We start from the raw sequence: 25,685 nt of genomic DNA, 5'->3' as shown, positions 1-25,685 counted from the left end.
GGCGGATGCGTCGCGCCGCCGTGCAACCTTACAGCGCGCGGTCGCAATCCGACCAGTATGCAAACGGGTCGCGATGTTTCGGATAGTGCTCGTCGAGCCACTTCAGCAACGTCGCGCGGGCGTTGTCCATGTCGGCCTTCAGCGACGACGTCGTCAGTTCGTGCACCTCGACGGACTTTTCGCGGTCGATCACGAAGCAGTTCCAGTCGGGACCGTCCAGATCCGGATCGTCGGACGCCTTCGACGACTTGCTCCAGCCGAAACGCTTGCGTGCATCGATGTAGTAGCGCGGGTGCACCTTCAGATACGACATCTCGCCGCCCTGCAGGCTGCTCTCGGCGCGCAGCACGTCATGCTCGTCGACGATCTGCGTGACTTCCGGAAGGCGGCGCGAGCGCCATCCGGCCGGCAGCGTCGCCACGGCCCGGATGCTGTCGTACGTCCCCCATTCCAGCCCCCACGCTTCGGCCATGCGCTTCATGAACGCGTCGGCGCTCGGATAGCCGCGCAGCTGGATTCGGGTCGACAGCGTGACTTCGACGCGGCCACGGCCGCCGGATGCACTGGACACCTCGTCGTCCGCCGCCTCGAACGGATTGCCGGGGCGCGGCGAAGTACGCGTCGCGTCCGCGGGCGCCATGCCCGAAAACAGCTGGTCCAGCGCCGCACGCGCTTTCGACGACTTGTCTGGTCTATTCATCGGTTCCCTTTTCAACAGATTTGAACCCGTACTGCAATGATTGAAGAGTGGCCCGCCACCGGCCAAAGGCACGATTCTGCCTCACCGTGGCGATCTCGCCGTATTCCGCGGCTGCATTGTAACGATCTGGCGACGACGGTCGAGCTGGCAGAAATGGCACCGCACGGTCGATCGCATCCACGGCAAGGCGCGTGCCTACCCCAACGCCTTCACCATCCGCTCCATCAACGCCAGCACCTCCGGCCGACTCTCGCCCTTCGCATGCACGAAGTGATACCTGAGCTGCGAATCGACTTCATGCCGGCTGACGCGAACAAGCGCGCTGCGCGTCAGGTACGTATCCGCGAGCGGGGTCCGCGCCAGCGCCACGCCGAGGCCCGCTTCGGCCGCCGCGAGGACGAGGTTGTAATCCTCGAACCGGCGATCCTGCACCCGCGGCTTGAACGGAATGCCCAGCCCGTCGAACCAGGTGCGCCAGCCCGTCACGTCGGAATCGTGCAGCAACGGCATGTCGAGCAGCGCGGCGTCCCCCGCCCGGCGGCGCGCCTTCGCCAGCTGCTCGGCAAGCCGCGGATGCGCCACCGGGTACAGCCGTTCCGGCATGAACGCACGGGTTTCGAGCTGACGCCAGTTGCCGCGCCCGTACCGGATCGACAGATCGGCTTCACCGCCGGCGATATCGACGTTGCGCAGTTCGATGCCGAGCTCGATACGCAGCGCGGGGGCTTCGCTTTCGAGCGCATGCTGCCGCTCGAACAGCCAGAGCTGCGCGAACGCCGGCACGACGCTCATCCGGACCAGCCGCGGCGTACGCGGCGAGCGCCATTGATCGGCCGCGGCGTCGATGATCGCGAACGCCTGCTCGATCCGGCCGACGAAGCGCTGCCCGTCCGGCGTCAGACGCACGCCGCGCGCATGCCGCTCGAACAGCGCCATCCCGAGCCAGTTTTCGACGGCGGCCACCCGCCGGCTGATCGCACCGTGCGTGACGCCGGAAACATCGGCGGCCGCGAGAAACGAACCCTCGCGGGCCACCGTGCAGACGGTCTCCAGGCTCGCGAGCGGCGGCCGCGGGCCGGGCGCCGACGCGGCAACCGGCAGCACGTCCACGACCGGGCGCGCACGCGCCGGATCGTCAGCCCGACGCGAACCCGAGCTGTGAACCATATTCATATCCGCGTGTTGATCTGTGCGCTAGCTTAACATCTCGCGACGCCGCACCATGGCTGCATGAATACCCTTTCCTCATCGACGTCGCGCGGCGCGCGACAACCGCTCGTCGCGGCAGGCGCGGTCGCGTTCACGATCGTCTCGTGGGCATCCGCATTCCCGTTCATCCGGATCGGCCTGCACGGCCTCGCACCGCTGCAGCTCGCGTCGGCACGTTTCGCGACCGCGGCGCTGCTGGTGATCGCGTGGCTCGCGTGGCGGCGGCCGCCGCTGCCGGCGAAAGGCGACGCATTGCGCTTCGTCGCGTGCGGTTTTCTCGGCATCGCGCTGTACAACGCGCTGCTCAATACCGGCGAGCAGACAGTGTCGGCCGGCGCGGCGAGTTTCATCGTGAATACGCTGCCGATCTTCACCGCGCTGCTGGCCGCCGTGTTTCTGCGCGAGCGCTTCAACCGCTGGGGATGGCTCGGTTCGCTGGTCAGCCTCGCCGGCATCGCGGTGATCGCGCAAGGGCAGCCGGGCGGCCTCGTGCTCGGCTCGGGCAGCACGCTGATCCTCGGCGCGGCGCTGTGTTCCGCCAGCTATTTCGTGTTGCAGCGGCGGCTGATTCCCGTGTACGGCGCACTGGCCTGCACGGCATACACGCTGCTGGCCGGCGCGGTGCTGCTCACGCCCTGGCTGCCCGGCGCGCTCGGGTCGCTCGCCGGCGGGTCCCGCGACACGGCGCTGGCCGTCGTGGTGCTCGGCGTGTTCCCCGCCGCGCTGGGGTATGCGACCTGGACCTTCGCACTCGGCTACTTCGGCGCGGCCCGCGCGGCCAACTTCCTCTACCTGACGCCGGCGGTCGCGACGCTGCTGTCGATGGTACTGACGGGCGAGCGGCCCGGCATCGCGACGGCCTGCGGCGGCCTGCTGGCCATCGCAGGCGTGGTCTTCGTCGCACTGCGCGGGCGTTCGTAGATCGCCACCGCTTCGGTTGGCCGTGCCGGCCCGTCGATGCGGCAGCAGGCGGACCGAAACGCACCCCAGCTTCTGCGAAGCGGAATGGATCGTCCCGGGCAGGTGGTCGACACCCATTCGCCGACACAGGCGGGCTTGACCGTTAGTTGCATTAAGACGAACACCACCGTTGATGAAAGCCAGCCGACGAAACCGGATAGGCGATCGCAAGTGCCCAAACTGTGCAGACAAATCGACCGAACAGTTCCGGATTGACCGCGCGTCAGTGTCCATGGCTTCGCCCCGTCGCCCGGCCGAATAATGGATGCATCCGTAAGGACATCGACAGCGAACCGCAGCCGGTGGCCCGCCGCAGCGCACGATTTCCGGCATCCGGATGCTTCGACATCCGGGCGTCCGCCCTTGCCGCGCGGGCCGCTACGCGATTCGCCGCGGCGCGCAAAATCGCCTTCGTATATATTCATACGAATTGCATGACGGCCGGCGACGATTCGCCCGCTCGTCCGGGCGAGCCCGTCATACCGCCGGACGCCATGCAAGTGACGCCCATGATGGGTATGGAGACTCGTCCGACCGCCCCGGCGCCTCGCCGGCCGGTCGAGACGTCAATAGAAAGACATTCAATTCGGAGATGGCAGATGGAACGAAGCACTGTCGGCATGCGCTGCAAACCCCTGATCACCGTTGCACTGGCTGCCGCCGCGTTCGCGGCCGCGTCGACGGCAATGGCCGACCAGGTCGTGAAGATCGGCAGCGTCGAACCGACGACGGGCGGCATCTCGCACCTCGGCAAGGACAACGAGAACGGTGCACGCCTCGCGGTCGAGGAAATCAACGCCAAGGGCCTGACGATCGGCGGCAAGAAGATCACGCTGCAGCTCGACGCGCAGGATGACGCGGCCGACCCGCGGCAGGCCACGCAGGTTGCGCAGAAGCTCGTCGACGACAAGGTCGTCGCCGTCATCGGCCACCTGAACTCGGGTACGTCGATCCCGGCGTCGAAGATCTACAGCGACGCGGGCATCGTGCAGATCTCGCCGTCGGCCACCAACCCGACCTACACGCAGCAAGGCTTCAAGACGACCTACCGCGTCGTCGCGACCGATGCGCAGCAGGGCCCCGCGCTCGCGAGCTACGCGCAGGCGAAGGGGGTGAAGAGCGTCGCGGTGATCGACGATTCGACCGCGTACGGCCAGGGCCTCGCGAACGAGTTCGAGAAGAAGGCGAAGGCGCTCGGCCTGAAGGTGCTGTCGCACGACGCGACCAACGACAAGGCGGTCGACTTCCGCGCGATCCTGACGAAGGTCAAGGGCGAGAACCCCGACGCGATCATGTACGGCGGCATGGACGCAACCGGCGGCCCGCTCGCGAAGCAGGCGAAGCAGCTCGGCCTGCGCGCGAAGATCCTGTCCGGCGACGGCGTATGCACCGACTCGCTGGCCGAACTGGCCGGCCCGGCGGCCGACAACGTGCTGTGCTCGCAGGCCGGCGCGGCGCTCGAGAAGATGCCGGGCGGCGCGGACTTCCTCGCGAAGTACCAGAAGCGCTTCAACCAGGGCATCAAGTTCGATGCGCCGTTCGCGTACGACGCGGTCTACATCGCGGTCGATGCGATGAAGCGCGCGAACTCGACCGACCCCGCGAAGATCCTCGCCGCGATGCCGTCGACGAAGTACAACGGCGTGATCGGCACGACGACGTTCGACGCGAAGGGCGACCTGACGCACGGGATCATCTCGATCTACGGCTACAAGAGCGGCAAGAAGACCTTCCTCGATCAGGTGAAGATGTAACCCGCCGCGGCGCCGGCACGACGGGAACGCCACCCGTCGGCGCCGGCGCCGGGCGGGCCGAATGCCGATTCACGGAGACGAAGCATCATGTGTGCAATGGCGTATGCGGAATTCCAACAGGAGCTGAAGAAAGCGCAGTTGACGGCGCGCGAGTTCGCCCGCCTGATCCGGATGAACGAAAGTTCGATCACGAACTATTCGAGCAAGGGCACCGTCCCGTCCCACCTCGCGGTCATCGCGAAACTGATCGGCACGCTGGCCGCGCACGAGATCGATTTCCGGCGCGTGATCCGGCAGATGCGGATCGAGCCGAAACGCCCGCGCGGCGGCGGCGTGTTTCCCGCGGCGGAAAAGCCGCGCGCGCGAAAGGCCGCGAAAGCCGACGCCTGAACCGCGGCATGCGTCGCATGCGGCAACGCAGAGGGCCGCTCGATGCATCGATCGATGCCCCCTTGCGCGCCGCGCAAACCGCGCCGCCCGATCGTTACCCCGCCGCCCGCACGTGATCGAGCAGCGCCTGCAACGGATGGCGCACCTGCTTCGACGACAAGCGCTTCACCTGGCTGCGACATGAATACCCGGTCGCCAGCGCCTCGCCTTCGTCCGCGGGCCCGTCGACGCGCGCCGCCCACGACTGCGCATAGATCGTCTTCGACGTCGCGAGATTGCGCGCCTCGTGCCCGTACGTGCCCGACATCCCGCAGCATCCGGTCGACTCGACCTTCAATCGCAAACCGCGCCGCGCGAATACCTGCATCCATTGCTTGCCGCTGTCGGGCGCATTGGTCTTCTCGGTACAGTGCGGCAGCAACCGGTACGAACCGGTCACGCCGCTCGCGCCGGCTTCCGGCAGTGCCTGCAGCAGCCACTCCTGCGGCAGCGCAACTTTCGGTACCTCGGCGAGCCCCGTCACCTTCAGGTATTCCTGCCGATACGTGAGCGTCATCGCCGGATCGAGGCCGACCAGCGATACGCCCGAACGCGCCAGCGCGGCCAGTTGCGTCGCATTGCGGATCGCGGCCTTCTCGAACGCGTGCAGAAAGCCCTGCACGTGCAGCGCCTTGCCGTTCGGTGCAAGCGGCGCGAGCCAGACCTGAAAGCCCGTACGCGCCGCCAGCTCGATCAGCGTCGCCAGCTGCTCGGTATCGAAATAGCGCGTGAACGTGTCCTGCACGATGACGACGCTGCGAACGCGCTGCGCGTCGCTCAGCGCGGCAAGCGCGCGCGGGTCGGCCGGCTTCACGCTCCATTGCCGGATCACGGCCGCGAGATCGAAGCGGCTCAGCAGCGGGCTGTCGACCATGCCGACCTGCCGTTCGAGCAGCGTGCGTACCCATCCCGCACGCATCAGCCCGTTGTACAGCGCCGGCACGCGCGCCATCCACGGCATCGTGACTTCGAGCGAGCCGATCAGGTAGTCGCGCAGCGGCCGCAGGTAGCGCTGGTGATACAGCTCGAGAAAGCGCGAACGGAACTCGGGCACGTTGACCTTCACGGGGCACTGCCCCGCGCACGACTTGCACGCAAGGCATCCGGCCATCGCGTCGTACACCTCGTGCGAGAAATCGGCGTCGCCGCCGCGCGCCGCGCGACTGTTGCGCCAGCGGGCGGCCAGGCCGCGCAGGAACGGCTGCCGCGCACGCGCCGCCGCGACGACGTCGATGCCGGCCTGTCCTTGCAGGCGCAACCATTCGCGCATCAGCGACGCGCGCCCCTTCGGCGACTGCACGCGTTCGCGCGTCGCCTTCCACGACGGGCACATCGCGTCGTCCGGATCGAAGTTGTAGCACGCGCCGTTGCCGTTGCAGTGCATCGCGGTGCCGTAGGCCTGCCACACGCGCTCGTCGATCTGCCGGTCGTGGTCGCCGCGCGTCGGCACTTCGTCGATCTTCAGCAGCCGCATCGTATTGTCCGGCGGCGTCGCGATCTTGCCCGGGTTGAACTGGTTGTGCGGATCGAACGCGGCCTTCAGTTGCTGCAGCGACGGATACAGCTCGCCGAAAAACGCCGGCGCGTACTCGGAGCGCACGCCCTTGCCGTGCTCGCCCCACAGCAGGCCGCCATGACGCTGCGTGAGTTCGGCCACTGCGTCCGACACGGGCCGCACCAGCGCGGCCTGCTTCGGGTCCTTCATGTCGAGCGCCGGCCGTACATGCAGCACGCCCGCGTCGACGTGACCGAACATCCCGTACTGCAGCCCGTGGCCGTCGAGCAGCGCGCGGAATTCGGCAATGTACGCGGCGAGGTTCTCGGGCGGCACCGCGGTGTCCTCGACGAACGGCTGCGGACGCGCCTCGCCCTGCACGTTGCCGAGCAGGCCGACCGCGCGCTTGCGCATCGCATACACGCGCTTCACCGCATCGTCGCCGGCCGCGAGCGTATGGCCGAGGCGCTCCACGCTCGTATCGGTGCGCAGATGCTCGACGAACGCACGCACGCGCGCATCGACGTCGTCCGCATCGTCGCCGCTGAATTCGACCAGGTTGATGCCAAGTGTCGGCCGCCGGTCGTCCTGCGGGAAATACTCGGCCACGCTGCTCCACACGAAATCCTTCATCGCGAGCATCAGTACCGTCGAGTCGACGGTCTCGATCGACAACGGCCGGTGCCCGAGCAGCGCGCGCGCGTCGCGCAACGCATCCATGAAGCCCGCATAGCGCACGTTGACCAGCACCGAATACTTCGGGATCGGCAACACGTTGAGCTGCGCCTCGACGACGAAGCCGAGCGAACCCTCCGCGCCGCACAGCACGCTGTTCAGGTTGAAGCGGCCGTCGGGTTCGCGCAGGTGCGCGAGGTCGTAGCCGGTCAGGCAGCGGTTGAGCTTCGGAAACTTCGCGTCGATCAGCGCGGCCTGGTCGTCGCTGATGCGGCGCGCGGTGCGATAGACCTTGCCGATGCGGTCCTGCCTCGCGCAACGGCGCGCCAGCTCGTCGTCGTCGAGCGCATCGCTGTGCAGCCGCTCGCCGCCCATCAGCACGAAATCGAGTGCGAGCACGTGATCGCGCGTCTTGCCGTACGTGCAGCTGCCCTGCCCGCTCGCGTCGGTATTGATCATCCCGCCGACGGTCGCGCGGTTCGACGTCGACAGCTCCGGCGCGAAAAACAGCCCGTGCGGCTTCAGCGCCGCATTGAGCTGATCCTTGACGACGCCCGCCTGCACGCGCACCCAGCGCTGCCCGACGTCGATTTCGAGGATCCGGTTCATGTTGCGCGACAGGTCGACGACGACGCCGTCGGTCAGCGACTGCCCGTTGGTGCCCGTGCCGCCGCCGCGCGCGGCCACCGCGACGTCGCGGTGCGCGGGTTCGGCCAGCAGCCGCGCCAGCAGCCGGACGTCGTCCGCATGCGCGGGGCAGATCACCGCCTGCGGCAGACGCTGGTAGATCGAGTTGTCGGTGGCCTGCACCGTCCGGTTCGCGTGGTCCGCGTGAATCTCCCCGGCGAATCCCGCCGCTTGCAGCGCGGCGAGGAAATCGCGGTAAACGTTCGCGGGCGGGCTGGCGGGACGGGGCAACGGGGCGATCGACATGGGTAAAAACGCAGTGTGGGTGGAGCCGGCCGGCTCGCGCGCACCGAAACATGATTTTTTAGCAAGTTTCCGCGCGACCGGGAATTCCAGTATCTTTGGATATTCCGCGAGAAACAAACGAATTCTTGCCCGGCGAATATTGCATAAAACTCATGAATTACCGTCGCCTGACCCCGTCGATGTCATTGCTGCTCGTGTTCGAGGCCGCCGCGCGGCATGAAAGCTACACGCGCGCGGCCGAGGAGCTGTCGCTGAGCCAGAGCGCGATCAGCCGGCAGGTCCAGACGCTCGAGGACCAGCTCGGCGTGCCGCTGTTCCGACGCGAAGGCCGCTCGGTGAAGCTGACCGAAGTCGGCCGCCGCTATTTCGCCGAACTGAACGGCGCGCTCGGGCGCATCCGCGGCGCGACGTTGCAGGCGATGTCGCACCAGGCGGGCGCCGGCACGCTGCGGCTCGCCACCTTGCCGACGTTCGGCTCGAAATGGCTGCTGCCGCACCTGCACGACTTCTACGCCGCGCATCCGGGCGTGACCGTGCACCTTCATTCACGGATCGGCGCGATCGATTTCCTCAACGACGACCTCGACGCGGCCATCACCGTCGGCGCGGGCGACTGGCCCGGCCTGCACGCGCACCGGTTGTACAACGAGTTCCTGATCGCGATCGCGCCGCCCGAGGCGGGCCGTGGCCGCAAGGCCGACGCGCGCACGCCGGCATGGGCCGCGAAGCAGACGCTGCTGGGCGTGACGAGCAACCAGCAGGCATGGGCCGAATGGTTCTCGCACTATCGGCTCGACCATCGCCAGATGCGTATCGGCCCGAGCTTCGAGCTGACGTCCCACCTCATCCAGGCCGTTCGCGCCGGGATGGGGATCGGGCTGGTGCCGAAGGTACTGGTGGAGGATGAATTGAGCCGCGGCGAACTCGTGTCGATCGGCGACGCGATCACGAGCCAGCGCAGCTACTACCTCGTCTATCCGCCCGGCAACGAGACGCTGCCGTCGCTCGCCGCGTTCCGTGAATGGCTGCTGGCGTCGTGCTGACGCGCGGCCGGCCGCCGGCCGGTCAGGTGCGCCATTCGCCGAGAATCTGCTCGGCCAGGTAATCGCACGGCGGGCGCGCCGACTGCGCGCTGCGCGCGAGCACGACCTCGATCTCGCCCAGCGGCGGCAGCCCGTGGCTTTCCGAAAGCTGCACGAGGTGATCCGGAATGCAGCAGCGCGCCAGCGGCGCGACCGCGAGCCCGGCCTCCACCATGCTCAGTATCCCGAGGTGGCTCGGGCTTTCGTACGACATCCGGTACGGGATCTTCCGCCGGTTCAGCGCCTTGACCGCGTGATCGCGCGCCATGCTGCCGCCGTGCGTGAAAAACGCCACCGGCAGCGGCCGCTCCTTCCACACGTCGCGTTTCGGCGACCCGACCCAGACGAGCGGCTCCATCCGGATCAGCTCGCCGGTCACGCCCTTGATCCGCGTGAGACACGCGAGGTCAACCGTGTTGTCCTTGAGCATCGGCACGAGCGCGCTGCTCGGCTGGCCGATCACGCGCACTTCGACGCGCGGATGCATCGCGGCGAATTTGCCGAGCACCTGCGGCAGCAGCGACGAAATGTAGTCGTCCGGCACGCCGATCGTCACGCGGCCGCGGATCTCCGGGCGCACCACCGACGCCCATGCCTCGTCGCGCAGCGCGAGCATCCGGCGGCCGTAGTCGGCGAGCATCGTGCCGTCGTCGGTGGCCGTCACGTTGCGCGTGTCGCGGATGAACAGCGGCTTGCCGAGCGCGTCTTCCAGCGCCTTGATCTGCATGCTCACCGCCGACGGCGACCGGTGCACGGCCTGCGCGCCCTGCGCGAACGAGCCGGTTTCGGCGACGGCCACCACCATCGCGAGTACGTCGAGGTCGAGCTTTTTCATGTCGATTCAGGAAATCTGATCAATCAATTCAGTTTATCCCGTTTTACTGCTCTCCTCCACGGCCGGACAATGAATCCCGTCAGCACTCACTCGATGCAGGAAGCGGAAAAATGCACACGTCCGGATCGCTCTACGGATTTCTCGCCATCGGCGGCATGCTCGCGGTCACGCCCGGGCCGAACATGGTCTACGTGATGTCGCGCTCGATCGCGCAAGGCCGCACGGCCGGACTCATTTCGCTGGCTGGCGTGATGATCGGCTACCTGTTCTACATGTTCGGCGCGGCATTCGGCATCACGACGCTGTTCATGAGCGTGCCCTATGCGGGCAGCGTGCTGGGCGCGGTCGGGGCAGTCTACCTGCTGTATCTGGCATGGCAGGCGGTGCGGCCCGGCGGCCGCTCGCCGTTCGAGGTGCAGGCGTTGCCGAACGAGCAGCCGATGCGCCTGCTCGCGATGGGTGCGACGACGAGCGTGCTGAACCCGAAACTCGCGATGCTGTTCGTGTCGCTGCTGCCGCAGTTCATCGACTACCGGCAGGGCAGCGTGTTCGGCCAGTCGCTGTTTCTCGGCTCGCTGCTGATCGCCGCGTTCGCATCGGCCAACGGGCTGGTGGCGATCTGCTCGAGCGGCATCGCAAAATTCCTGCGCGGGCGCCCGACGCTGCTGCTCGCGCAGCGCTGGGCGATGGGGCTCGTGCTTGGCGGCCTCGGCGTGCAGATGGTCCGGGAAGCATCGAAGCTGGCGGGCGTGGCGTGACGGCCGCGCGCGGGTAACGACATCCGCCTGCCGACGCGCGCGTGATGCCGTACAGCACGCACCGGCGCGCGTTGCGTCACTTCGCCGGCAGGTCGGCCTCCAGTTCGCGCAAGCGTGGGGGAAACCGGACGCGCAGCGAACGGCAGCTTCCGTTCGCTGTCGCGCGACGGCACATGTGCCGCGAGCCGCGCCGCGACGCGGTGTGCGACCTCGATCGCTTCCGCATCGGAACCGATGAATCGATCGACGGATCCCCCAGGCATCCGTCACCCCTTGTTTCGCTATACGAAGCGTCAGATCGGAACGGCCCGCGACAGCCGTCGCAGGCAACCTGCCTCGATCGGCCGGCGCGTCACGCCGCGATCGCCTGCCGCTGCGCCTCGAGTTCGCGCACGAGCGGCAGCACCTTCTTGCCGAAGTACTCGACTTCCTCGATGAAATGCAGGAACCCGGCCAGCACCAGATCGACGCCGATCGCCTTCAGCGCGACAATGCGCTCCGCGATCTGCCGCGGCGTGCCGATCAGGTTCGTGCGGAAGCCGTCGTTGTACTGCACCAGATCCTCGAACGTCGATTTCGCCCAGTTGCCCTCGCCTTCCGGCGACGCCTTGCCGGCCTCCTTCACCGCATCGCCGAACGCATTGACCGCCTCGACGTGCGCGTGCGCAATGATGTCGTCGAGCACGGCCTTCGCCTCTTCCTCGGTATCACGCGCGATCACGAACGCGTTGACGCCGATCCGTACGCGATGGTTGTTCGCGGCGGCCTTCGCACGGATATCGTCGATCTGCGCCTTCAGGTTCTCCGGCGTATTGCCGTTGGTGAAATACCAGTCCGACACGCTCGCCGCGTTGTCGCGCGCCGCCCGCGAGCTACCGCCCTGGAAGATTTCCGGGTGCGGCTTCTGCACCGGCTTCGGGCTCAGCGTGTAATCGTTGAAGCGATAGAAGTCGCCCTTGAACGTGAAGTTGTCCTGGGTCCAGATGCCCTTGAGCGCCTGGATGAATTCCTTCGAGCGCCGATAGCGTTCGTCGTGCTCGAGCCACGGCTCGCCGATCGCGGTGAATTCGCCCTTGAACCAACCGCTCACGACGTTGATCGCGATGCGCCCGTTCGAAATGTGGTCGATCGTCGCGAGCTGCTTCGCGACCACCGCCGGATGCCACGGCCCCGGCAGGATCGCGGCGAGCACCTTGAGCTTCGTCGTCGCATGCAGCAGCGCCTGGCTGAACGACACCGACTCGTGCTGGTATTCGGCGCCGTAGCCGGCCGTGAAGCGGATCTGGCTCAGCGCGTAGTCGAAGCCGGCCGCCTCGGCCGTGCGTGCGAGTTTCTGGTTGTATTCAAGGCTCCAGTCGGTACGCTGCTCGATCGTGCTGACGACGAGGCCGCCGCTGACGTTCGGCACCCAGTACGCGAATTTGACGCCGTCGGCGGAAGGGTCGTGAAGGCTCATGGAGGTGTCCTGGTCGAAGGGGAAACGGAAGCGGCCTACGCGGCCGCGGCGGAGAATGCGTGCGCACGCAACTGCGGTACCGCGCGATCCACGGCAAGCGCGATGCGCTCGCGCAGCGCCGGGTTCGCGATCCGGTACGCGTCGAAATCGCTTTCGGACGCGTACACGCCGACCGGCAGCGTGCGCGCCTGGAAGAAGCTGAACAGCGGTCGCAGTTGATGGTCGATCACCAGCGCATGACGCTCGCTGCCGCCGGTGGCCGCGAGCAGCACGGGCACGTCGACGAGCGCGTCATGGCGCACGAGGTCGAACAGGTGCTTGAACAGGCCCGTATACGACGCGCGATAGACCGGGCTCGCGACGACGAGCGCATCGGCCGTCTCGATCGCGCCGATCAGTGCCTCGAGATCGGCCGGCACCTGCGCGCGCGTCAGCGCACCGGCCAGCCGGCTGCCGATCTCGCCGAGTTCGATCAGTCGCGGCTCGATCGGCAGCGCGGCGCCGAGTGCCGCGACGATCTCGTTGGTCAGCGCCAGCGTACGCGACGGTCGTTGCAGGCTGCCCGATATCGCGACCACGTTGAGGGTGTTGCTCATGCGATGCGTTCCCGTTGTCGAGCCGCGTGTCGATGCGGCGATACCGCTTCGGGTCAGCAAGGAGCGTGCCATTCGGGCGGCCGGGTCGCGGCGCGATCGTCTGCATCGCGAAGTTTCGTGCGTTCGTCCGCCCGGCACGGGATTCGCACAAATGCGCGAGCGCGGCAAGCGTTCCGCCGCGCGTATCACATCGATATTCCACGACGTGATGAACCGGGCGAAGCGACCGTGCTGGCGAACTGCTGCCCAGGAAGCAGCGCGGCGCGCGATGGCATCGAATTCGACGCCCCGGCGTCGGGGCAACCCCGCTCGCCCGCACCATTGCAGGTTTCTCAGCAATCGCGCTTTGGTTATCAGAAATCGATGCTTTTCGCGCGCGGCGAAACATTGAACACTCTGCTGACCACGCAGCAGCCGGACCCCGGCGCTTGTCGGCACGGGTCCGTCTCGCCCGGCCATCCAACGGTTCATCGCCATGACTTCCATTTCCGCTTCGTCGCGCCCGCTCAACCTTCGTGTCGTCGTCCCGTCCCGCGACGCATCCGACACGCGCGATCCGGCCGGCCTGCCCGCTGCGGCACGCACCGCCTCCGTCCTGACGTTGCCCGGACGCCCGGCACAGGTCCGCGCGCGGACGCAGGTGTTTGCCGATCCACGCTCGCTCGCGCTGCTCGAGGAAGTGCACCGTGTCGCACCGAGCGACGCGAACGTGCTGATCGTCGGCGAGACGGGCACCGGCAAGGAACTGATCGCGCGTCACGTGCACGCTCTCGGCAATCGCCGCGACGGGCCGTTTGTCGCGGTGAATTGCGGCGCCTTCTCCGAAACGCTCGTCGACAGCGAACTGTTCGGCCATGAGAAAGGCGCATTTACGGGCGCCGTCGGCGCCAAGCCCGGCTGGTTCGAAGCCGCGCACGGCGGCACGCTGTTTCTCGACGAGATCGGCGACCTGCCGCTGTCGATGCAGGTCAAGCTGCTGCGCGTGCTGCAGGAGCGCGAGGTCGTGCGGCTCGGCTCGCGCACGGGCATTCCGGTCGACGTGCGCGTGGTCGCGGCGACCAACGTCGATCTGCAGCAGGCGGTGGCGGCCGGGCATTTCCGCGGCGACCTGTACTACCGGCTCAACGTCGTGCAGCTTGCGGTGCCGCCGCTGCGCGAGCGTCCGGGCGACATCCTGCCGCTCGCGCGTCACTTCTTCGACGACTACCGCGCGCGCCTCGGTGCCGGACCGCGCGGTTTCGACCCGCGCGCCGAGCGCCGGCTCGTATCGCATCACTGGCCCGGCAATATCCGCGAACTGGAGAACGCGATCCATCACGCGCTGCTCGTGTGCCGCCACGATGTGCTGCACGACACCGACCTGCACCTTGCGTCGCCGTGCGTGCCACCGGCCGCCGTGCCTGCGCCGGAACCGTCCGCCCATGCTCAGGCTGCGTTCGAGCACGCGTTGCGCGACCTGCTCGACGACGGACACGGCAACCTGTTCGAGCATATCGAGGACACCGTGATGCGCGTCGCGTTCGACTTCAGCCACCGCAACCAGATCCGGGCCGCGCAACTGCTCGGCATCAGCCGCAACGTGCTGCGCGCGCGGCTGATCCGTGCGAAGGAAATTGCGGCGCTGAAATAATCTCGCCCAACGGCGCGATCGCGCCGCAATCCGTGCATTGACGTCCGAACCTGATGTATCGTGGCGCGAAGCTCGTGCTTCGTTGCCGCTCGCGCATCCGGTCATCCGTCATGCGACCGGCTGCCCCCGGCGACCGGGCACCCGCACGATTCTCCGCAATACGATGCCGACCGACGCCCATGCAGGCCCGGCCGCGCCCCCGTTCACCCGTCCGGAATCCGTCGCCATGAAAAAGCTTGTGAATCGTCCGTCCGATGTCGTGCGAGAAATGCTGGAAGGCATCGCGCGGCAGTCGCCGCATCTCGCGATCCTCGGCGACGAGCACGTGCTCGTCCGCCAGCCGCTGCCCGAACCGTCTCGACGCCCCGTCGCGATCCTGTCCGGCGGCGGCAGCGGCCACGAGCCCGCGCACGGCGGCTACGTCGGCGAAGGGATGCTGAGCGCGGCCGTGTGCGGCGAAGTATTCACGTCGCCGTCCACCGACGCCGTGCTTGCCGCGATCCGCGCGAGCGCCGGCCCCAACGGCGCGCTGCTGATCGTGAAGAACTACACCGGCGACCGGCTCAATTTCGGGCTCGCCGCCGAGCTTGCGCGCGCGGAAGGCATTCCGGTCGAGACGGTCGTCGTCGCCGACGACGTATCGCTGCGCGGTCGTGTCGACCGTGGCCAGCGGCGCGGGATCGCCGGCACCGTGCTGATCCACAAGCTCGCCGGCGCGGCCGCCGCGCGCGGGCTGCCGCTTGCCCGTGTTGCAGCCATCGCGCGCGACGCGGCGGCCGAGCTCGGCACGATGGGCGTCGCGTTCGACGGCTGCACGATCCCGGGCGCCGACAAATCGGGCTTCAGCCTCGGCGATCAGGAGATCGAGCTCGGCCTCGGCATTCACGGCGAGAAAGGCGTCGAACGTCGCGCGCCGCTGCCGGCCGACGCGCTGGTCGACACGCTGCTGTCGAGCATCGCCGCCGATCTCGTGCTCGACCGCGGCGAACGCGTCGCGCTGTTCGTCAACGGTCTCGGCGCGACGCCGGACATGGAGCTCGCGATCGTGCTGCGTGCCGCGTACGACAACCTGACCCGGCGCGGCATCGTCGTCGCGCGCGCGTGGGCCGGCACATTCCTGTCCGCGCTGAACATGCCCGGCTGCTCGATCTCGGTGCTGCGGCTGAACGACGAACGCGCATCGCTGCTCGACGCACCGACGCAGGCGCGCGCCTGGCCGGGCGGCGGCGCCGTGAATGCACAGATCCGCGTAGCCGCGGCCGCGTCGCCGGACGCACCACTGCCGCCGCTCGACGCGGCCGGCCGCGCCTGGGCCGCGCGCCTGCAGCCGGCGCTGCACGCGGTCGCGCAGACGCTGATCGATCACGAGCAGACGCTGACGGACCTCGACGCGGCGGCCGGCGACGGCGACCTCGGTGCGAGCATGCTGCGCGCCGCGCACGCGATCCTCGCGTTGCCCGATACCGCGTACGCCACGCCGGCCGGCGCACTCGCGGCGCTCGGCGCGGCGTCGCGCCGCGCGATCGCCGGCAGTTCCGGGCCGTTCTATGCAACCGCGCTGCTGCGCGCATCGCGCCGGCTGGCCGACCTTGCCGAACCGTCGGCGCGCGACTGGGCGGCGGCATTCCGCGCGGCAGTGGATTCGATCAGCGAACTGGGGGGCGCGCATGCCGGCGACCGGACGATGCTCGATGCACTGGTGCCGGCCGTCGATGCATTCAGCCGCGCACTCGACAGCGATCGCGACAACGCAAGTGCATGGACGGCGGCCGTGGAAGCGGCCGTGGAAGGCGCGGAAGCCACCGCGCGCATGACGCCGCGCGCAGGGCGGGCGAGCTATCTCGGCGAGCGCGCGATCGGCACGCCGGACGGCGGCGCGGTAGCCGTGTCGTACTGGTTGCGCGCGTTGCAGCCTCGCGTGCGCTGAACGGCAACGCGCGGGATGCGGGTGGGCGGCCGCGCCGCCCGCCTCAGCCTGCGTTCATCCGCCCGGGCGACAGCATCGCGCCGACGCGCAACACTGTGGTGAACATCGCGGCGAGATGACGCGGCATGCCGGCGGCGAGCAGCGTGATGGCCGCGCGGCCCATCGGCGGACGGACGGGCGCGGGGGAAGATGTCATCGCAAACATGACAACGTCAATCACGACATCGCTTCGCGGTGAACGGCAGAAACGCCGCGCTCAAACACCTTCGACCAGCACGGCACGATAGCGCGCGCCCTTGAACCGGTGCTGCACGACGGCCTGGTATTCGGGGCCGTGATACCACGCATGTGCGGCCTCCTTCGACGGAAACTCGACGATCACCACGCCTTCCGGTCCTTCGCCTTCCAGCGTTTCCTGAGCGCCGTAAGCCGCGAGCACCTTCACCGGATGACCAGCGAGCGTCGCGCCGACCTTGCTCGCGTAGGTATCGAGTTCGTGCTGATCCTGCGTGCTTTCCCGTGTAAAAACGATGTAAGTTGCCAAGATGCGTGCCCCTTTGTCCGGTGGATGGAAATCGCGCGTATCGCTGCTTTCCGACGATCGCGCCGCCCCCGGCCGCGTGCAGTGCGAACGGGTGTGCGGATTATAGGCGGTCGCGGCGCAAGCCGCCGCGACGCTGAAAGAACCGATCCCCACATCGTCCGATCACATCGGGCATTGCAAATTGGCGGGATGACTTGCCCGGCGTGCGACGTGTCGACGCCGCTGTTCGGCGGTACCGCCCCGATCGCCAACGACCGGTTGATCGGCGAGACCGGCAACGCGCTGATTCCCGCGTATCACATGCTGGCCGCTGCGCAACCGGGCTGATCCGCGCGCCGGCGGCGCCCGGCTTTCCATCAACGGCATCCGTTGCATCGCCCGCCGTCCGGCGATGGACAGCGGTCGATGCAGGTCGGGCGGCTGAAGCCGCGGCGGGATTGTTGTCGCCCGGACAACACGATGTGGACACGTGCGGCGCTGTTGGCGTGTATCGACCGTCACTACAATCGCTGACACGCTCGACCGGAATCCGGGCGAACCGAAGCGCGCGACCTTCACGATCGCGCTCGCGAACCGCGCCGTGCCGCGCGGCTCAATCCACTCGACGAACAGGACTACTGAACATGAACGCACCACTCCGCAACGTCCAGCCGGTTATCGACCGCCTGGGAAAAGAAGGTTCGGGCGAACTCGTTCCCTCCCGCTACGCCGTGCGCATCGGCGATGTCGATGTCGTGCTGATCAGCGACGGCGTGCTGCCGCTGCCGACTTCCACCATGTCCACCAACGTGAGCGAGGCGGAGCGCAACGCCTGGTTCGACGGGCGTTTCCTGCAACGCGACCGATTCGACTGGGCGCTCAACATCGCGCTCGTGCGCAGCGCCGATCGTCTGATCCTGATCGATTCGGGCGTGGGTGACGGCTTCGAATACTTTACGCGCGCCGGGCGATCGGTGATGCGTCTGGAATCGGCCGGTATCGACCCGGCCGCGATCACCGACATCGTGATAACGCACATGCACATGGATCATGTCGGCGGGCTGAACACCGACGGCGTCAAGGCCCGGCTGCGCCCCGACGTACGCATTCACGTATCGGCCGCCGAAATGGCGTTCTGGAAGAATCCGGACTTCAGCAAGACGGTGATGCCGGAAACCGTACCGCCCGCACTGCGCAAGGCGGCGGCCAGGTTCGTGACGCTCTACGGCGAAAACATCGTGACGTTCGATCGGACCGTGGAAGTCGCAACCGGCGTGACGGCGCGCGTGACGGGCGGACATACGCCCGGGCACTGCGTGGTCGACGTCGCGTCGAACGGGGAAAAGCTGACGTTCGCGGGCGACGCGATCTTCGAAGTCAACTTCGATCATCCCGACTGGCAGAACGGCTTCGAGCACGATCCCGAAGCGGCTGTCGACGTGCGCATCGCATTGTTCAACGAAGCCGCCGACACCGGTGCGCTGCTGGCCGCCGCACATGTCGCGTTCCCTTCCATCGGCCATGTTGCGCGGGACGGCAGCGGCTTCCGCTTCGTTCCCGTCGTGTGGGACTACTGATCGAGGATCGGCGACCGGTGCGTGCTGCGGCAACGCATCGGCGGTCCTCCCGAACGGCACCACCATAAAAAAGCGCCGCCGCATTTCATGCGGCGGCATCACGTCACGCGCCAAAGCGCATCACGACCGCCCGAACCTCACGCGAGCGACGACATGTTCCGCTCCGCGACCTCGTCCGCCGCCTCCTTCACGATACCGACGCTCTCGTCGGCTTTCGCACGCGTCACGAGCCGCTTGTCTCTCGACTCGATGCCGGGCACCGCGCCGATCGCGTCGCGCCAGCCCGCCGATACCTCGGTCTTTCCCGTCTCGATGTCTCCGTCGTGGCATCCGCCTCGTCGCCCGGCAAAACACCCTGAAAATATTGTCCCGGTGGAATCGCGCACGTCAGCAGGGCGCTGCGGGTCGAGTCGATGCGGGCGGTCAGGCCACCGGCGCGCACGGCATGTGCCGTGTCTTCGAGGTCACCGGCACATCGGCCGGAATCGCGTCGCAACGCAGTTGCGGCGGGACCGTCTCGAGCGTGAGACCGCGACCGGGAACCGCGTTCGTCGTGGGCTGTGGAAACGAAATCGGGTCGCGCCGTTCGCGCGGCGCGTCAAGCCAGCGTCGCCGTCGCCTGCATCGTCAGCCAGCCATCGCGATCCTTCGCCCACAGCTCGATCGTACTGCCGTCGTCCGACGGCTTGCCGCACAGCGTGAACGGCTCCCCGTCGAAGGTCGGGCGCACCGCGCGAAACGCAAAGCTCGCGAGCACCGCGTCCGGCCGTTCGCGATGCACGAGATCGACGAGCAGCGTCGCGATCAGCGGGCCGTGCACGACGAGCCCCGGATAGCCTTCTTCCTGCGTCACGTAGCTGCGGTCGTAGTGGATACGGTGACCATTGAAGGTCAGCGCCGAATAGCGGAACAGCATCACGGCGTCGGCCGTGACGGTGCGCGCCCACGTTTCACCCGTGGGCGCCGCGACCGGCTTCTGCGCCGGCGCGCCCGGCCGCTGCGCGTCTCGATAGACGATGTCGTGCTCTTCCTCGATACACGGCACCCCATCGGATTCGATGCGGTGCTGCACCGTCACGAACACGAGCCGGCCGCTGCGGCCCGTCTTGTCCTCGATGTTCGCGATCGTCGATTCGCGCGTCGCGCGCCGCCCCGCGCGCAGCGGCGCGTGAAACGTCAGCCGGCCGCCGGCCCACATGCGGCGCGGCAGCGGCACGGGCGGCAGGAAGCCGCCGCGCTTCGGGTGGCCGTCGGGGCCGACTTCGGCCAGCGGCGCGATGGGCAGGAAATAGAGCCAGTGCCACATCGGCGGGACGACGTCGCCGGGCGACGGGCGGTCGAGCGTGGCGGCCAGCGCGTTGAGCGGGAACGCGGTGATGTCGTCGCCAAGCGTTTCGGTCTTGCCGAGCCACGCGTCGAGTGACGCGGGTGCGGCGGGCTGCGAGGATGAGTTCGACACTGATGGAGTCTCCGGTGCGTTGGCAAGGGCCCAAATATGCGCGCCGCACGGCGTTTCGCGAAGTCGGCATTCCCGAACCCGGGCTTCGAATTTGCTCGACCCCTGCGGCCCTGTCGGTCCTGCGCGACGATTTTCGTCTGACCATTCGATACATTCGACAATATAGCCGCCTCGCGCGCCGCGTGCGATTCCTGGCGCGGACCTTACAGCTTGACCACCGCCGGCACGCTGCCTAAATTGGTTCTGACGGACCGGCCGCGCGACGAGCGACATGTCATCCGGGTGACAAGAAAACGATAGTTTGCTATCGAATGTTTTTACCCTATCATCTCGGCCATGACCAATCTGCACGACCTCCGCCTCGCCGTCAGCAGCCTGCTCGTGCTGTCCGCGCGCAAGTGGCGCCGCACCAGTGACGGCGTGCTGAACGCGTACAACGTGTCCGAGGCCTGCGCGACGCCGCTCCTGATCGCCGGCCGGCTCGGCGAAGGTGTACGGCAGGGCACGCTCGCCGAACACGTCGGGATCGAAGGGCCGTCGCTCGTGCGCCTGCTCGACCAGCTGTGCGCGGCCGGCCTTGCGCGCCGCGACGAGGATCCGCACGATCGTCGCGCGAAAACGATCTCCCTGACGGCCGCCGGCCGCGCCGTCACCGCGAGGATGGAAGAAGACCTGCGCACGCTGCGCGCCCAGGTGCTCAAGGGCGTGTCGCGCGCCGATCTGGAAACGACGCTGCGCGTGCTCGACGCGTTCAATGCGTCCGAGTCGCACTCGCCCGCCACGCGCACCTCCCCCGCCGACGACACCGCGTCATGACCTATCCGAGCCTTCGCGACTGGCTGTTCTCGGGCAAGACGTTCGCCGCGTCGATGCTGGCGCTGTACCTCGGCCTGTATTTCCAGCTGCCGCGCCCGTACTGGGCGATGGCGAGCGTCTACATCGTGTCGAACCCGTTCGTCGGCGCGACGCGCTCGAAGGCGCTGTACCGCGCGCTCGGCACCGCGCTCGGCGCAGCCGCCGCGATCTTCTTCGTGCCGCCGTTCGTCGAGACGCCGCTCCTGTTCAGCATCATCGTCGCGACCTGGTGCGGCACGCTGCTCTACCTCGCGATCTCCGACCGCACCGCGCGCAGCTACGTGTTCATGCTTGCCGGCTATACGATGCCGCTGATCGCGCTGCCGACCGTGACCGACCCGTCCACCGTGTTCGACGTCGCGATCGCGCGAACCGAGGAAATCGTGCTCGGCATCGTCTGCGCGAGCGTGGTCGGCAGCACCGTGTTTCCGAACCGGCTCGCGCCGACGCTGATCGAACGCACCGACGCGTGGTTCAAGGACGCCGCGTTCTACGGTCGCGAGACGCTGTCCGGGCAAATTGCCGGCAAGGCGTTGTCGGCATGCCGCCAACGGCTCGCCGCGACGATCACCGGCCTCGAATTCCTGCTGAGCCAGCTGAGTTACGACCATGCGCACCCGCACATCCTTGCCCGCGCGCAGGCGCTCGCGGGCCGCATGCAGTTGTTCCTGCCGCTGATGTCGTCGCTCGCCGATCCCTTGATCGCGCTGATGCGCGACCTGCACGTGCGCCCGCCCGCTCTCGATGCGCTGCTGGCCGATGCCGCGAAATGGTTCGACGCACCGCTGCCGTCCGTGAAGGCCGACGGCGACATGGCCCACGACGCGGTCGCGGACAACCTGCGCGAGCGCATCGCCGCGCTGCAGCCCGCCGACAGCGCCCTGGCGAGCTGGGAGGGCGCACTGCTGTCGAACGCGCTGTGGCGGCTGCGCCAGGTCGTCGACATCTGGCAGGACTGCCGTTCGCTGCGTGCGCTGATCGCGAACGAATCGGGTGTGTGGCAGCCGCGCTACCGGCACTGGCGGCTCGGCGGCACCGAACGCTTCTTCGATCGCGGGATGATGCTGTTCTCGACGCTGACCGTCGTGTTCGCGATCGTGTTCGCGTGCTGGCTGTGGATCTCGTCCGGCTGGCACGACGGTGCGGCGGCCGTCACGCTCGTGGCCGTGTCGTGCAGCTTCTTCGCCGCGCTCGACGAGCCGGCGCCGCTGGTGTTCAAGTTCTTCCTGTCGACCGCCGCGAGCGTCGTGTTCGCGGGCCTGTACCTGTTCGTCGTGCTGCCGCACGTGCACGATTTCGCGATGCTCGTGCTGATGTTCGCGGGCCCGTTCATCCTGATCGGCACGCTGCTGCCGCGCCCGCAGTTCAACATGGTGACGATGCTCGTCGCCGTGAACACGGCGACCTTCATCAGCATCCAGAGCGCGTACGAAGCGGATTTCTTCGTGTTCCTGAACAGCAACCTCGCGGGTGTCGCCGGGCTGCTGTTCGCGTACGTGTGGACGCGGGCGACGCGGCCGTTCGGCGCGGAGCTCGCGGTGCGGCGCCTGTTGCGCTCGGGCTGGGAAGACGTCGCGCGCTCCGCGTCGACGCAGCCGCTCGACGACCAGCGCAACCACGCATCGCGGATGCTCGACCGCGTCACGCAGCTGCTGCCGCGCCTGGGCGCATCCGACGATCACCGCCACCCGTCGATCGAGAGCTTCCGCGACCTGCGCATCGCACTGAACGCGCTCGACCTGCGCCGCTCGCGCCGTCGCCTGTCGGGCGACGTACCCGACGCGATCGATCGCGTCCTCGCCGGCGTCACCGATCACTACGCGCGCTGCGCGGCCGCGAACGCGCGCCAGCCGGCACCGCCCGCGCTGCTCGCGACGATCGACGACGCACTGCACCGCGTGGGCGGCCGCGGCCTGCCGGGTGCCGCGCCGGCCGAGGGCGGTACCGCGCCTGCCGCCCCTGCCACGCACCGCCGGCTGCGCGACACGCTGCACGCGCTCGTCGGGCTGCGTCTGTCGCTGTATCCGGCCGCTGCCGGCCAGGCGCCTCGGGCCTCGGACGGAGCACGCGCATGATCCGGCTTTCCAACCCGTCCTTCCGACCGCGACCATGATCGGCGAAATCGACATCTTCGGCGTATTCGTGCCGGCCCCGCTCGTGCTGATGCTGATCGCCTACCTGATCAACATCGTCGTGCGCGCCGTGCTCGAGCGCGTCGGCTTCTACCGCCTCGTCTGGCACCGTTCGATCTTCGACCTCGGCATCTACGTGTTCGTGCTTGCCGCCGTCGTCATCGCTTCCCACCATCTCGTGGCTTCCTAACGTGAAAAAAACCTGGCTCTCGGCAGGGCAAATCCTGCTCACCCTGATCGTCGTCGTCGTGGCCGGCCTCGTGCTGTGGCGGATCATCAACTACTACATGTTCTCGCCGTGGACACGCGACGGGCACGTGCGCGCCGACGTGATCCAGGTCGCGCCGGACGTGGCGGGCCTCATCACGTCGGTGCAGGTCGCCGACAACCAGGAGGTCAAGCACGGCCAGGTGCTGTTCGTGATCGACCAGGCGCGCTACACGCTCGCGGAACGGCTCGCCGAAGCGACGCTCGCGCAGCGCCGCGCGACACTCGCCCAGGCGAAGCGCGAATACGCGCGCAACCTGCAGCTCGGCAACCTGGTCGCGAGCGAGCAGGTCGAGGAAAGCCGCACGCGCGTCGAACAAGGCGAAGCCAGCGTCGCCGACGCACAGGTATCGCTCGACACCGCGAAGCTGAACCTGCAGCGCACGACGATCGTGAGTCCCGTGGACGGCTACCTGAACGACCGCGCGCCGCGTGTCGGCGAATACGTGCCGGCCGGCCGCGCGGTCCTGTCGGTCGTGGACCGCCATTCGTTCCGTGTCGACGGCTACTTCGAGGAAACCAAGCTGCGCGGCATCCATATCGGCCAGCCGGTCGACATCATCGTGATGGGCGAGCCGCATGCGCTGCGCGGCCACGTGCAGAGCATCGTCGCCGCGATCGAGGATCGCGACCGCACGCAGGGCGCGAACCTGCTGCCGAACGTGAACCCGGCGTTCAGCTGGGTGCGGCTCGCACAGCGCGTGCCGGTGCGCGTCGTACTCGACGAAGTGCCCGACGATTTCCGGATGATCGCCGGCCGTACCGCGACCGTGTCGATGCGCGACGCCGATACGCGCCGAAACGACAACACAAAACCGGCTGCCGGTGCCGGCTCGGCCACGGCACCGGTCACCGCGGCGTCCGGGGCCGCCGCCGGCGCGGCGGGAGCATCGCAATGAACCGGCACGGTCTGCGCGTCGCGGCCGCACTCGCGCCGCTTGCGCTCGCACTCGGCGCATGCAAATCCGTCGGCCCCGATTACACGCTGCCGCAGCAGGCGTACGTGAATGCGCCGCTCGCGAACCATGCGCTCGACGACACGAACGGAACGCTCGTGTCGCGCGACGCGGTGCCCGGCAACTGGTGGCAGCTGTACGACGACCCCGTGCTCGACGCACTGGTGCGCGATGCGCTGAAGTCGAACACCGACCTGCGCGTCGCCGCGGCCAACCTCGCGCGGTCGCGCGCGGCGCTGGAAGTCGCGAGCCAGCAGGGCGGGTTCTCGGGCGGCGCCGAAGCCGCGGTGCAGCGCGCGCAGGAATCGGCCGAGCAATACCTGCTCGAGAACAAGCTGCCGGTCGTCAACGAAGGCGCGGTCGGCATCAACGTGTCGTACGAGCTCGACCTGTTCGGCAAGCTGCGGCGCGGCGTCGAAGCCGCACGCGCGGACAGCGAGGCCGTCAAGGCGGCCGGCGACCTGGCGCGCATCACCGTCGTCGCCGACGTCGTGCGCGCGTACGTCGAATCGTGCTCGGCCGGCGACGAGCTGGCGATCGCGAGGCAGTCGCTCGCGCTGCAGAAGCAGCGCGTCGCGCTGTCGCAGCGGCTGCGCGATGCCGGGCGCGGCAACCAGACCGACGTGACGCGCGGCGTGACGCAGGTGCGCACGCTCGCGGCCGACATCCCGCGCTTCGAAGGGCGCCGCAAGGTCGCGCAATACCAGCTCGCCGCACTGCTCGCGCGCGCGCCGGCCGACCTGCCGAAGGCCGTCGTCGAATGCGAACGGCTGCCGAAGCTGCGTCAGCCGATTCCGATCGGCGACGGTGCCGCGCTGCTGCGCCGCCGCCCCGACGTACGCGAAGCCGAGCGGCAGCTCGCCGCCGCGACCGCGCGGATCGGCGTCGCGACCGCGGCGCTGTATCCGTCGATCAGCATCGGTGCGTCGGCCGGCTCGGTCGGCGTCGCCGCCGACCTGTTCTCGTCCACCACGAATCGCTGGTCGTTCGGCCCGCTGATCAGCTGGTCGTTCCCCGTCAACGGCCAGCGCGCCCGCGTGCGCGAAGCCGAGGCGTCGACGGGCGGCGCGCTCGCGCATTTCGACGGCGTCGTGCTGAACGCGCTGCGCGAAACACAGTCGAGCCTCGCGACCTATGCGGCCGACGTGCAACGTACGGACGCCTTGCGCACCGCGTACGAATCGGCCCGCAATTCCGCCGACGAAACCCATCGTCTCTATGCGGCCGGCCGCGAGTCGTTCCTCTCCGATCTCGACGCGACGCGCACGCTGACGAGCGTGAAGGCGCAGGTTGCGGCGGCCGAAGGCCAGGTCGCGGCCGATCAGGTGCGGCTCTTCCTCGCGCTGGGCGGCGGGTGGGACGGCGACGGTACGGCGGCCGCGCGCGGCAGCGCCCCCGCCGCCGCGCGTGCCGCCGCAACGATCAAGGACGGCGAGTCGCCACGGTAGCGTCATCGCCTTCAATACATCACCCCGGT

Annotated in this window: 23 protein-coding genes; 13 read left to right on the top strand and 10 right to left on the bottom strand. The window is 68.2% G+C overall.

From position 1 onward, the window contains the following. Positions 1–28 precede the first annotated feature (28 nt). Together AC1VVG_RS30695 and AC1VVG_RS30690 are read right to left on the bottom strand one after the other, a co-directional pair. Positions 29–700, bottom strand: a complete 672-nt coding sequence (locus tag AC1VVG_RS30695) for a hypothetical protein (RefSeq protein ID WP_034192000.1) — start codon at positions 698–700, stop codon at positions 29–31. A gap of 195 nt (positions 701–895) precedes the next feature. Continuing rightward, positions 896–1,873 carry a LysR substrate-binding domain-containing protein gene (locus tag AC1VVG_RS30690; protein ID WP_034192001.1) on the bottom strand — a complete coding sequence of 326 codons (978 nt, stop codon included), beginning with the start codon at positions 1,871–1,873 and terminating at the stop codon, positions 896–898. Between the two features lie 57 nt (positions 1,874–1,930). On the opposite strand from AC1VVG_RS30690, the gene AC1VVG_RS30685 reads away from it, so the two are divergent. From AC1VVG_RS30685 to AC1VVG_RS30675, 3 genes are all read left to right on the top strand, one after another. Further along, complete coding sequence (locus AC1VVG_RS30685; RefSeq protein ID WP_034192002.1) at positions 1,931–2,830, top strand: DMT family transporter; 900 nt, start codon at positions 1,931–1,933, stop codon at positions 2,828–2,830. Between the two features lie 638 nt (positions 2,831–3,468). Then, the gene (locus AC1VVG_RS30680; protein WP_034192003.1) at positions 3,469–4,623 is read left to right on the top strand and encodes a branched-chain amino acid ABC transporter substrate-binding protein; all 1,155 of its coding nucleotides are present in this window, start codon (positions 3,469–3,471) and stop codon (positions 4,621–4,623) included. 87 nt (positions 4,624–4,710) lie between these two features. Continuing rightward, on the top strand, positions 4,711–5,013 hold the full coding sequence (locus tag AC1VVG_RS30675) for a hypothetical protein (RefSeq protein WP_059562243.1): 303 nt from the start codon (positions 4,711–4,713) through the stop codon (positions 5,011–5,013). 94 nt (positions 5,014–5,107) lie between these two features. Here AC1VVG_RS30675 and ydiJ read toward each other — a convergent pair whose 3' ends face one another. Then, positions 5,108–8,155 (bottom strand): D-2-hydroxyglutarate dehydrogenase YdiJ, encoded by a 3,048-nt coding sequence (ydiJ, locus tag AC1VVG_RS30670; RefSeq protein ID WP_482837303.1) that lies wholly within the window; start codon positions 8,153–8,155, stop codon positions 5,108–5,110. A 152-nt stretch (positions 8,156–8,307) separates the two neighbouring features. Here ydiJ and AC1VVG_RS30665 point away from each other — a divergent pair, with 152 nt between their 5' ends. Further along, positions 8,308–9,198 (top strand): LysR substrate-binding domain-containing protein, encoded by an 891-nt coding sequence (locus tag AC1VVG_RS30665; RefSeq protein WP_482837301.1) that lies wholly within the window; start codon positions 8,308–8,310, stop codon positions 9,196–9,198. A gap of 22 nt (positions 9,199–9,220) precedes the next feature. On the opposite strand, the gene AC1VVG_RS30660 is transcribed toward AC1VVG_RS30665, so the two are convergent. Beyond that, a complete protein-coding gene (locus tag AC1VVG_RS30660; protein WP_482837299.1) occupies positions 9,221–10,072 on the bottom strand; it encodes a LysR substrate-binding domain-containing protein in 852 nt (283 codons plus the stop codon). A 110-nt stretch (positions 10,073–10,182) separates the two neighbouring features. On the opposite strand from AC1VVG_RS30660, the gene AC1VVG_RS30655 reads away from it, so the two are divergent. Beyond that, positions 10,183–10,830 carry a LysE family translocator gene (locus tag AC1VVG_RS30655; RefSeq protein ID WP_034192008.1) on the top strand — a complete coding sequence of 216 codons (648 nt, stop codon included), beginning with the start codon at positions 10,183–10,185 and terminating at the stop codon, positions 10,828–10,830. Positions 10,831–11,182: 352 nt separating this feature from the next. On the opposite strand, the gene sfnG is transcribed toward AC1VVG_RS30655, so the two are convergent. Together sfnG and msuE are read right to left on the bottom strand one after the other, a co-directional pair. Continuing rightward, complete coding sequence (gene sfnG / locus AC1VVG_RS30650) at positions 11,183–12,286, bottom strand: dimethylsulfone monooxygenase SfnG (RefSeq protein ID WP_069245780.1); 1,104 nt, start codon at positions 12,284–12,286, stop codon at positions 11,183–11,185. A 35-nt stretch (positions 12,287–12,321) separates the two neighbouring features. Beyond that, on the bottom strand, positions 12,322–12,882 hold the full coding sequence (gene msuE, locus AC1VVG_RS30645) for an FMN reductase (protein WP_367190531.1): 561 nt from the start codon (positions 12,880–12,882) through the stop codon (positions 12,322–12,324). Between the two features lie 475 nt (positions 12,883–13,357). On the opposite strand from msuE, the gene AC1VVG_RS30640 reads away from it, so the two are divergent. Then, positions 13,358–14,512: a sigma-54 interaction domain-containing protein gene (locus AC1VVG_RS30640; RefSeq protein WP_367190532.1), complete on the top strand. Its 1,155-nt coding sequence runs from the start codon at positions 13,358–13,360 to the stop codon at positions 14,510–14,512. Between the two features lie 226 nt (positions 14,513–14,738). Next, on the top strand, positions 14,739–16,439 hold the full coding sequence (locus AC1VVG_RS30635; RefSeq protein WP_482837296.1) for a dihydroxyacetone kinase family protein: 1,701 nt from the start codon (positions 14,739–14,741) through the stop codon (positions 16,437–16,439). A 43-nt stretch (positions 16,440–16,482) separates the two neighbouring features. On the opposite strand, the gene AC1VVG_RS30630 is transcribed toward AC1VVG_RS30635, so the two are convergent. Continuing rightward, complete coding sequence (locus AC1VVG_RS30630; RefSeq protein WP_482837294.1) at positions 16,483–16,635, bottom strand: hypothetical protein; 153 nt, start codon at positions 16,633–16,635, stop codon at positions 16,483–16,485. 60 nt (positions 16,636–16,695) lie between these two features. Further along, positions 16,696–16,983, bottom strand: a complete 288-nt coding sequence (locus AC1VVG_RS30625) for a DUF1330 domain-containing protein (protein ID WP_034191737.1) — start codon at positions 16,981–16,983, stop codon at positions 16,696–16,698. A 623-nt stretch (positions 16,984–17,606) separates the two neighbouring features. Here AC1VVG_RS30625 and AC1VVG_RS30620 point away from each other — a divergent pair. After that, on the top strand, positions 17,607–18,539 hold the full coding sequence (locus tag AC1VVG_RS30620; protein ID WP_482837292.1) for an MBL fold metallo-hydrolase: 933 nt from the start codon (positions 17,607–17,609) through the stop codon (positions 18,537–18,539). A 137-nt stretch (positions 18,540–18,676) separates the two neighbouring features. On the opposite strand, the gene AC1VVG_RS30615 is transcribed toward AC1VVG_RS30620, so the two are convergent. Then, positions 18,677–18,799, bottom strand: coding sequence for a hypothetical protein (locus AC1VVG_RS30615; RefSeq protein ID WP_482837290.1), 123 nt, complete (start codon positions 18,797–18,799; stop codon positions 18,677–18,679). Between the two features lie 338 nt (positions 18,800–19,137). Then, positions 19,138–19,998: an HTD2 family dehydratase gene (locus AC1VVG_RS30610; RefSeq protein WP_482837288.1), complete on the bottom strand. Its 861-nt coding sequence runs from the start codon at positions 19,996–19,998 to the stop codon at positions 19,138–19,140. 336 nt (positions 19,999–20,334) lie between these two features. Between AC1VVG_RS30610 and AC1VVG_RS30605 the strand changes: the two genes are divergently transcribed. The 5 genes from AC1VVG_RS30605 to AC1VVG_RS30585 are packed head-to-tail and all read left to right on the top strand — an operon-like array spanning position 20,335 to position 25,656. Beyond that, complete coding sequence (locus AC1VVG_RS30605; protein ID WP_482837286.1) at positions 20,335–20,814, top strand: MarR family winged helix-turn-helix transcriptional regulator; 480 nt, start codon at positions 20,335–20,337, stop codon at positions 20,812–20,814. Further along, a complete protein-coding gene (locus AC1VVG_RS30600; protein ID WP_482837284.1) occupies positions 20,811–22,928 on the top strand; it encodes an FUSC family protein in 2,118 nt (705 codons plus the stop codon). The genes AC1VVG_RS30605 and AC1VVG_RS30600 overlap by 4 nt, the downstream gene beginning before the upstream one ends. A gap of 34 nt (positions 22,929–22,962) precedes the next feature. After that, positions 22,963–23,175: a DUF1656 domain-containing protein gene (locus AC1VVG_RS30595; protein ID WP_034191733.1), complete on the top strand. Its 213-nt coding sequence runs from the start codon at positions 22,963–22,965 to the stop codon at positions 23,173–23,175. A 1-nt stretch (position 23,176) separates the two neighbouring features. Further along, a complete protein-coding gene (locus AC1VVG_RS30590; RefSeq protein ID WP_482837282.1) occupies positions 23,177–24,151 on the top strand; it encodes an efflux RND transporter periplasmic adaptor subunit in 975 nt (324 codons plus the stop codon). Beyond that, on the top strand, positions 24,148–25,656 hold the full coding sequence (locus tag AC1VVG_RS30585) for an efflux transporter outer membrane subunit (RefSeq protein WP_482837280.1): 1,509 nt from the start codon (positions 24,148–24,150) through the stop codon (positions 25,654–25,656). The genes AC1VVG_RS30590 and AC1VVG_RS30585 overlap by 4 nt, the downstream gene beginning before the upstream one ends. Positions 25,657–25,685 lie beyond the last annotated feature (29 nt).

Source organism: Burkholderia sp. L-4, assembly GCF_056856535.1.
The sequence above is the reverse complement of the archived record's forward strand: the minus strand, read 5'-3'. Positions and strand labels throughout refer to the sequence as shown.

Bases quoted from the DNA above. Each gene is read 5' to 3' on its own strand.
- AC1VVG_RS30695 (WP_034192000.1), bottom strand. From the start codon at position 700: ATGAATAGACCAGACAAGTCGTCGAAAGCGCGTGCGGCGCTGGACCAG.
- AC1VVG_RS30690 (WP_034192001.1), bottom strand. From the start codon at position 1,873: ATGAATATGGTTCACAGCTCGGGTTCGCGTCGGGCTGACGATCCGGCG.
- AC1VVG_RS30685 (WP_034192002.1), top strand. From the start codon at position 1,931: ATGAATACCCTTTCCTCATCGACGTCGCGCGGCGCGCGACAACCGCTC.
- AC1VVG_RS30680 (WP_034192003.1), top strand. From the start codon at position 3,469: ATGGAACGAAGCACTGTCGGCATGCGCTGCAAACCCCTGATCACCGTT.
- AC1VVG_RS30675 (WP_059562243.1), top strand. From the start codon at position 4,711: ATGTGTGCAATGGCGTATGCGGAATTCCAACAGGAGCTGAAGAAAGCG.
- ydiJ (WP_482837303.1), bottom strand. From the start codon at position 8,155: ATGTCGATCGCCCCGTTGCCCCGTCCCGCCAGCCCGCCCGCGAACGTT.
- AC1VVG_RS30665 (WP_482837301.1), top strand. From the start codon at position 8,308: ATGAATTACCGTCGCCTGACCCCGTCGATGTCATTGCTGCTCGTGTTC.
- AC1VVG_RS30660 (WP_482837299.1), bottom strand. From the start codon at position 10,072: ATGAAAAAGCTCGACCTCGACGTACTCGCGATGGTGGTGGCCGTCGCC.
- AC1VVG_RS30655 (WP_034192008.1), top strand. From the start codon at position 10,183: ATGCACACGTCCGGATCGCTCTACGGATTTCTCGCCATCGGCGGCATG.
- sfnG (WP_069245780.1), bottom strand. From the start codon at position 12,286: ATGAGCCTTCACGACCCTTCCGCCGACGGCGTCAAATTCGCGTACTGG.
- msuE (WP_367190531.1), bottom strand. From the start codon at position 12,882: ATGAGCAACACCCTCAACGTGGTCGCGATATCGGGCAGCCTGCAACGA.
- AC1VVG_RS30640 (WP_367190532.1), top strand. From the start codon at position 13,358: ATGACTTCCATTTCCGCTTCGTCGCGCCCGCTCAACCTTCGTGTCGTC.
- AC1VVG_RS30635 (WP_482837296.1), top strand. From the start codon at position 14,739: ATGAAAAAGCTTGTGAATCGTCCGTCCGATGTCGTGCGAGAAATGCTG.
- AC1VVG_RS30630 (WP_482837294.1), bottom strand. From the start codon at position 16,635: ATGACATCTTCCCCCGCGCCCGTCCGTCCGCCGATGGGCCGCGCGGCC.
- AC1VVG_RS30620 (WP_482837292.1), top strand. From the start codon at position 17,607: ATGAACGCACCACTCCGCAACGTCCAGCCGGTTATCGACCGCCTGGGA.
- AC1VVG_RS30605 (WP_482837286.1), top strand. From the start codon at position 20,335: ATGACCAATCTGCACGACCTCCGCCTCGCCGTCAGCAGCCTGCTCGTG.
- AC1VVG_RS30600 (WP_482837284.1), top strand. From the start codon at position 20,811: ATGACCTATCCGAGCCTTCGCGACTGGCTGTTCTCGGGCAAGACGTTC.
- AC1VVG_RS30595 (WP_034191733.1), top strand. From the start codon at position 22,963: ATGATCGGCGAAATCGACATCTTCGGCGTATTCGTGCCGGCCCCGCTC.
- AC1VVG_RS30585 (WP_482837280.1), top strand. From the start codon at position 24,148: ATGAACCGGCACGGTCTGCGCGTCGCGGCCGCACTCGCGCCGCTTGCG.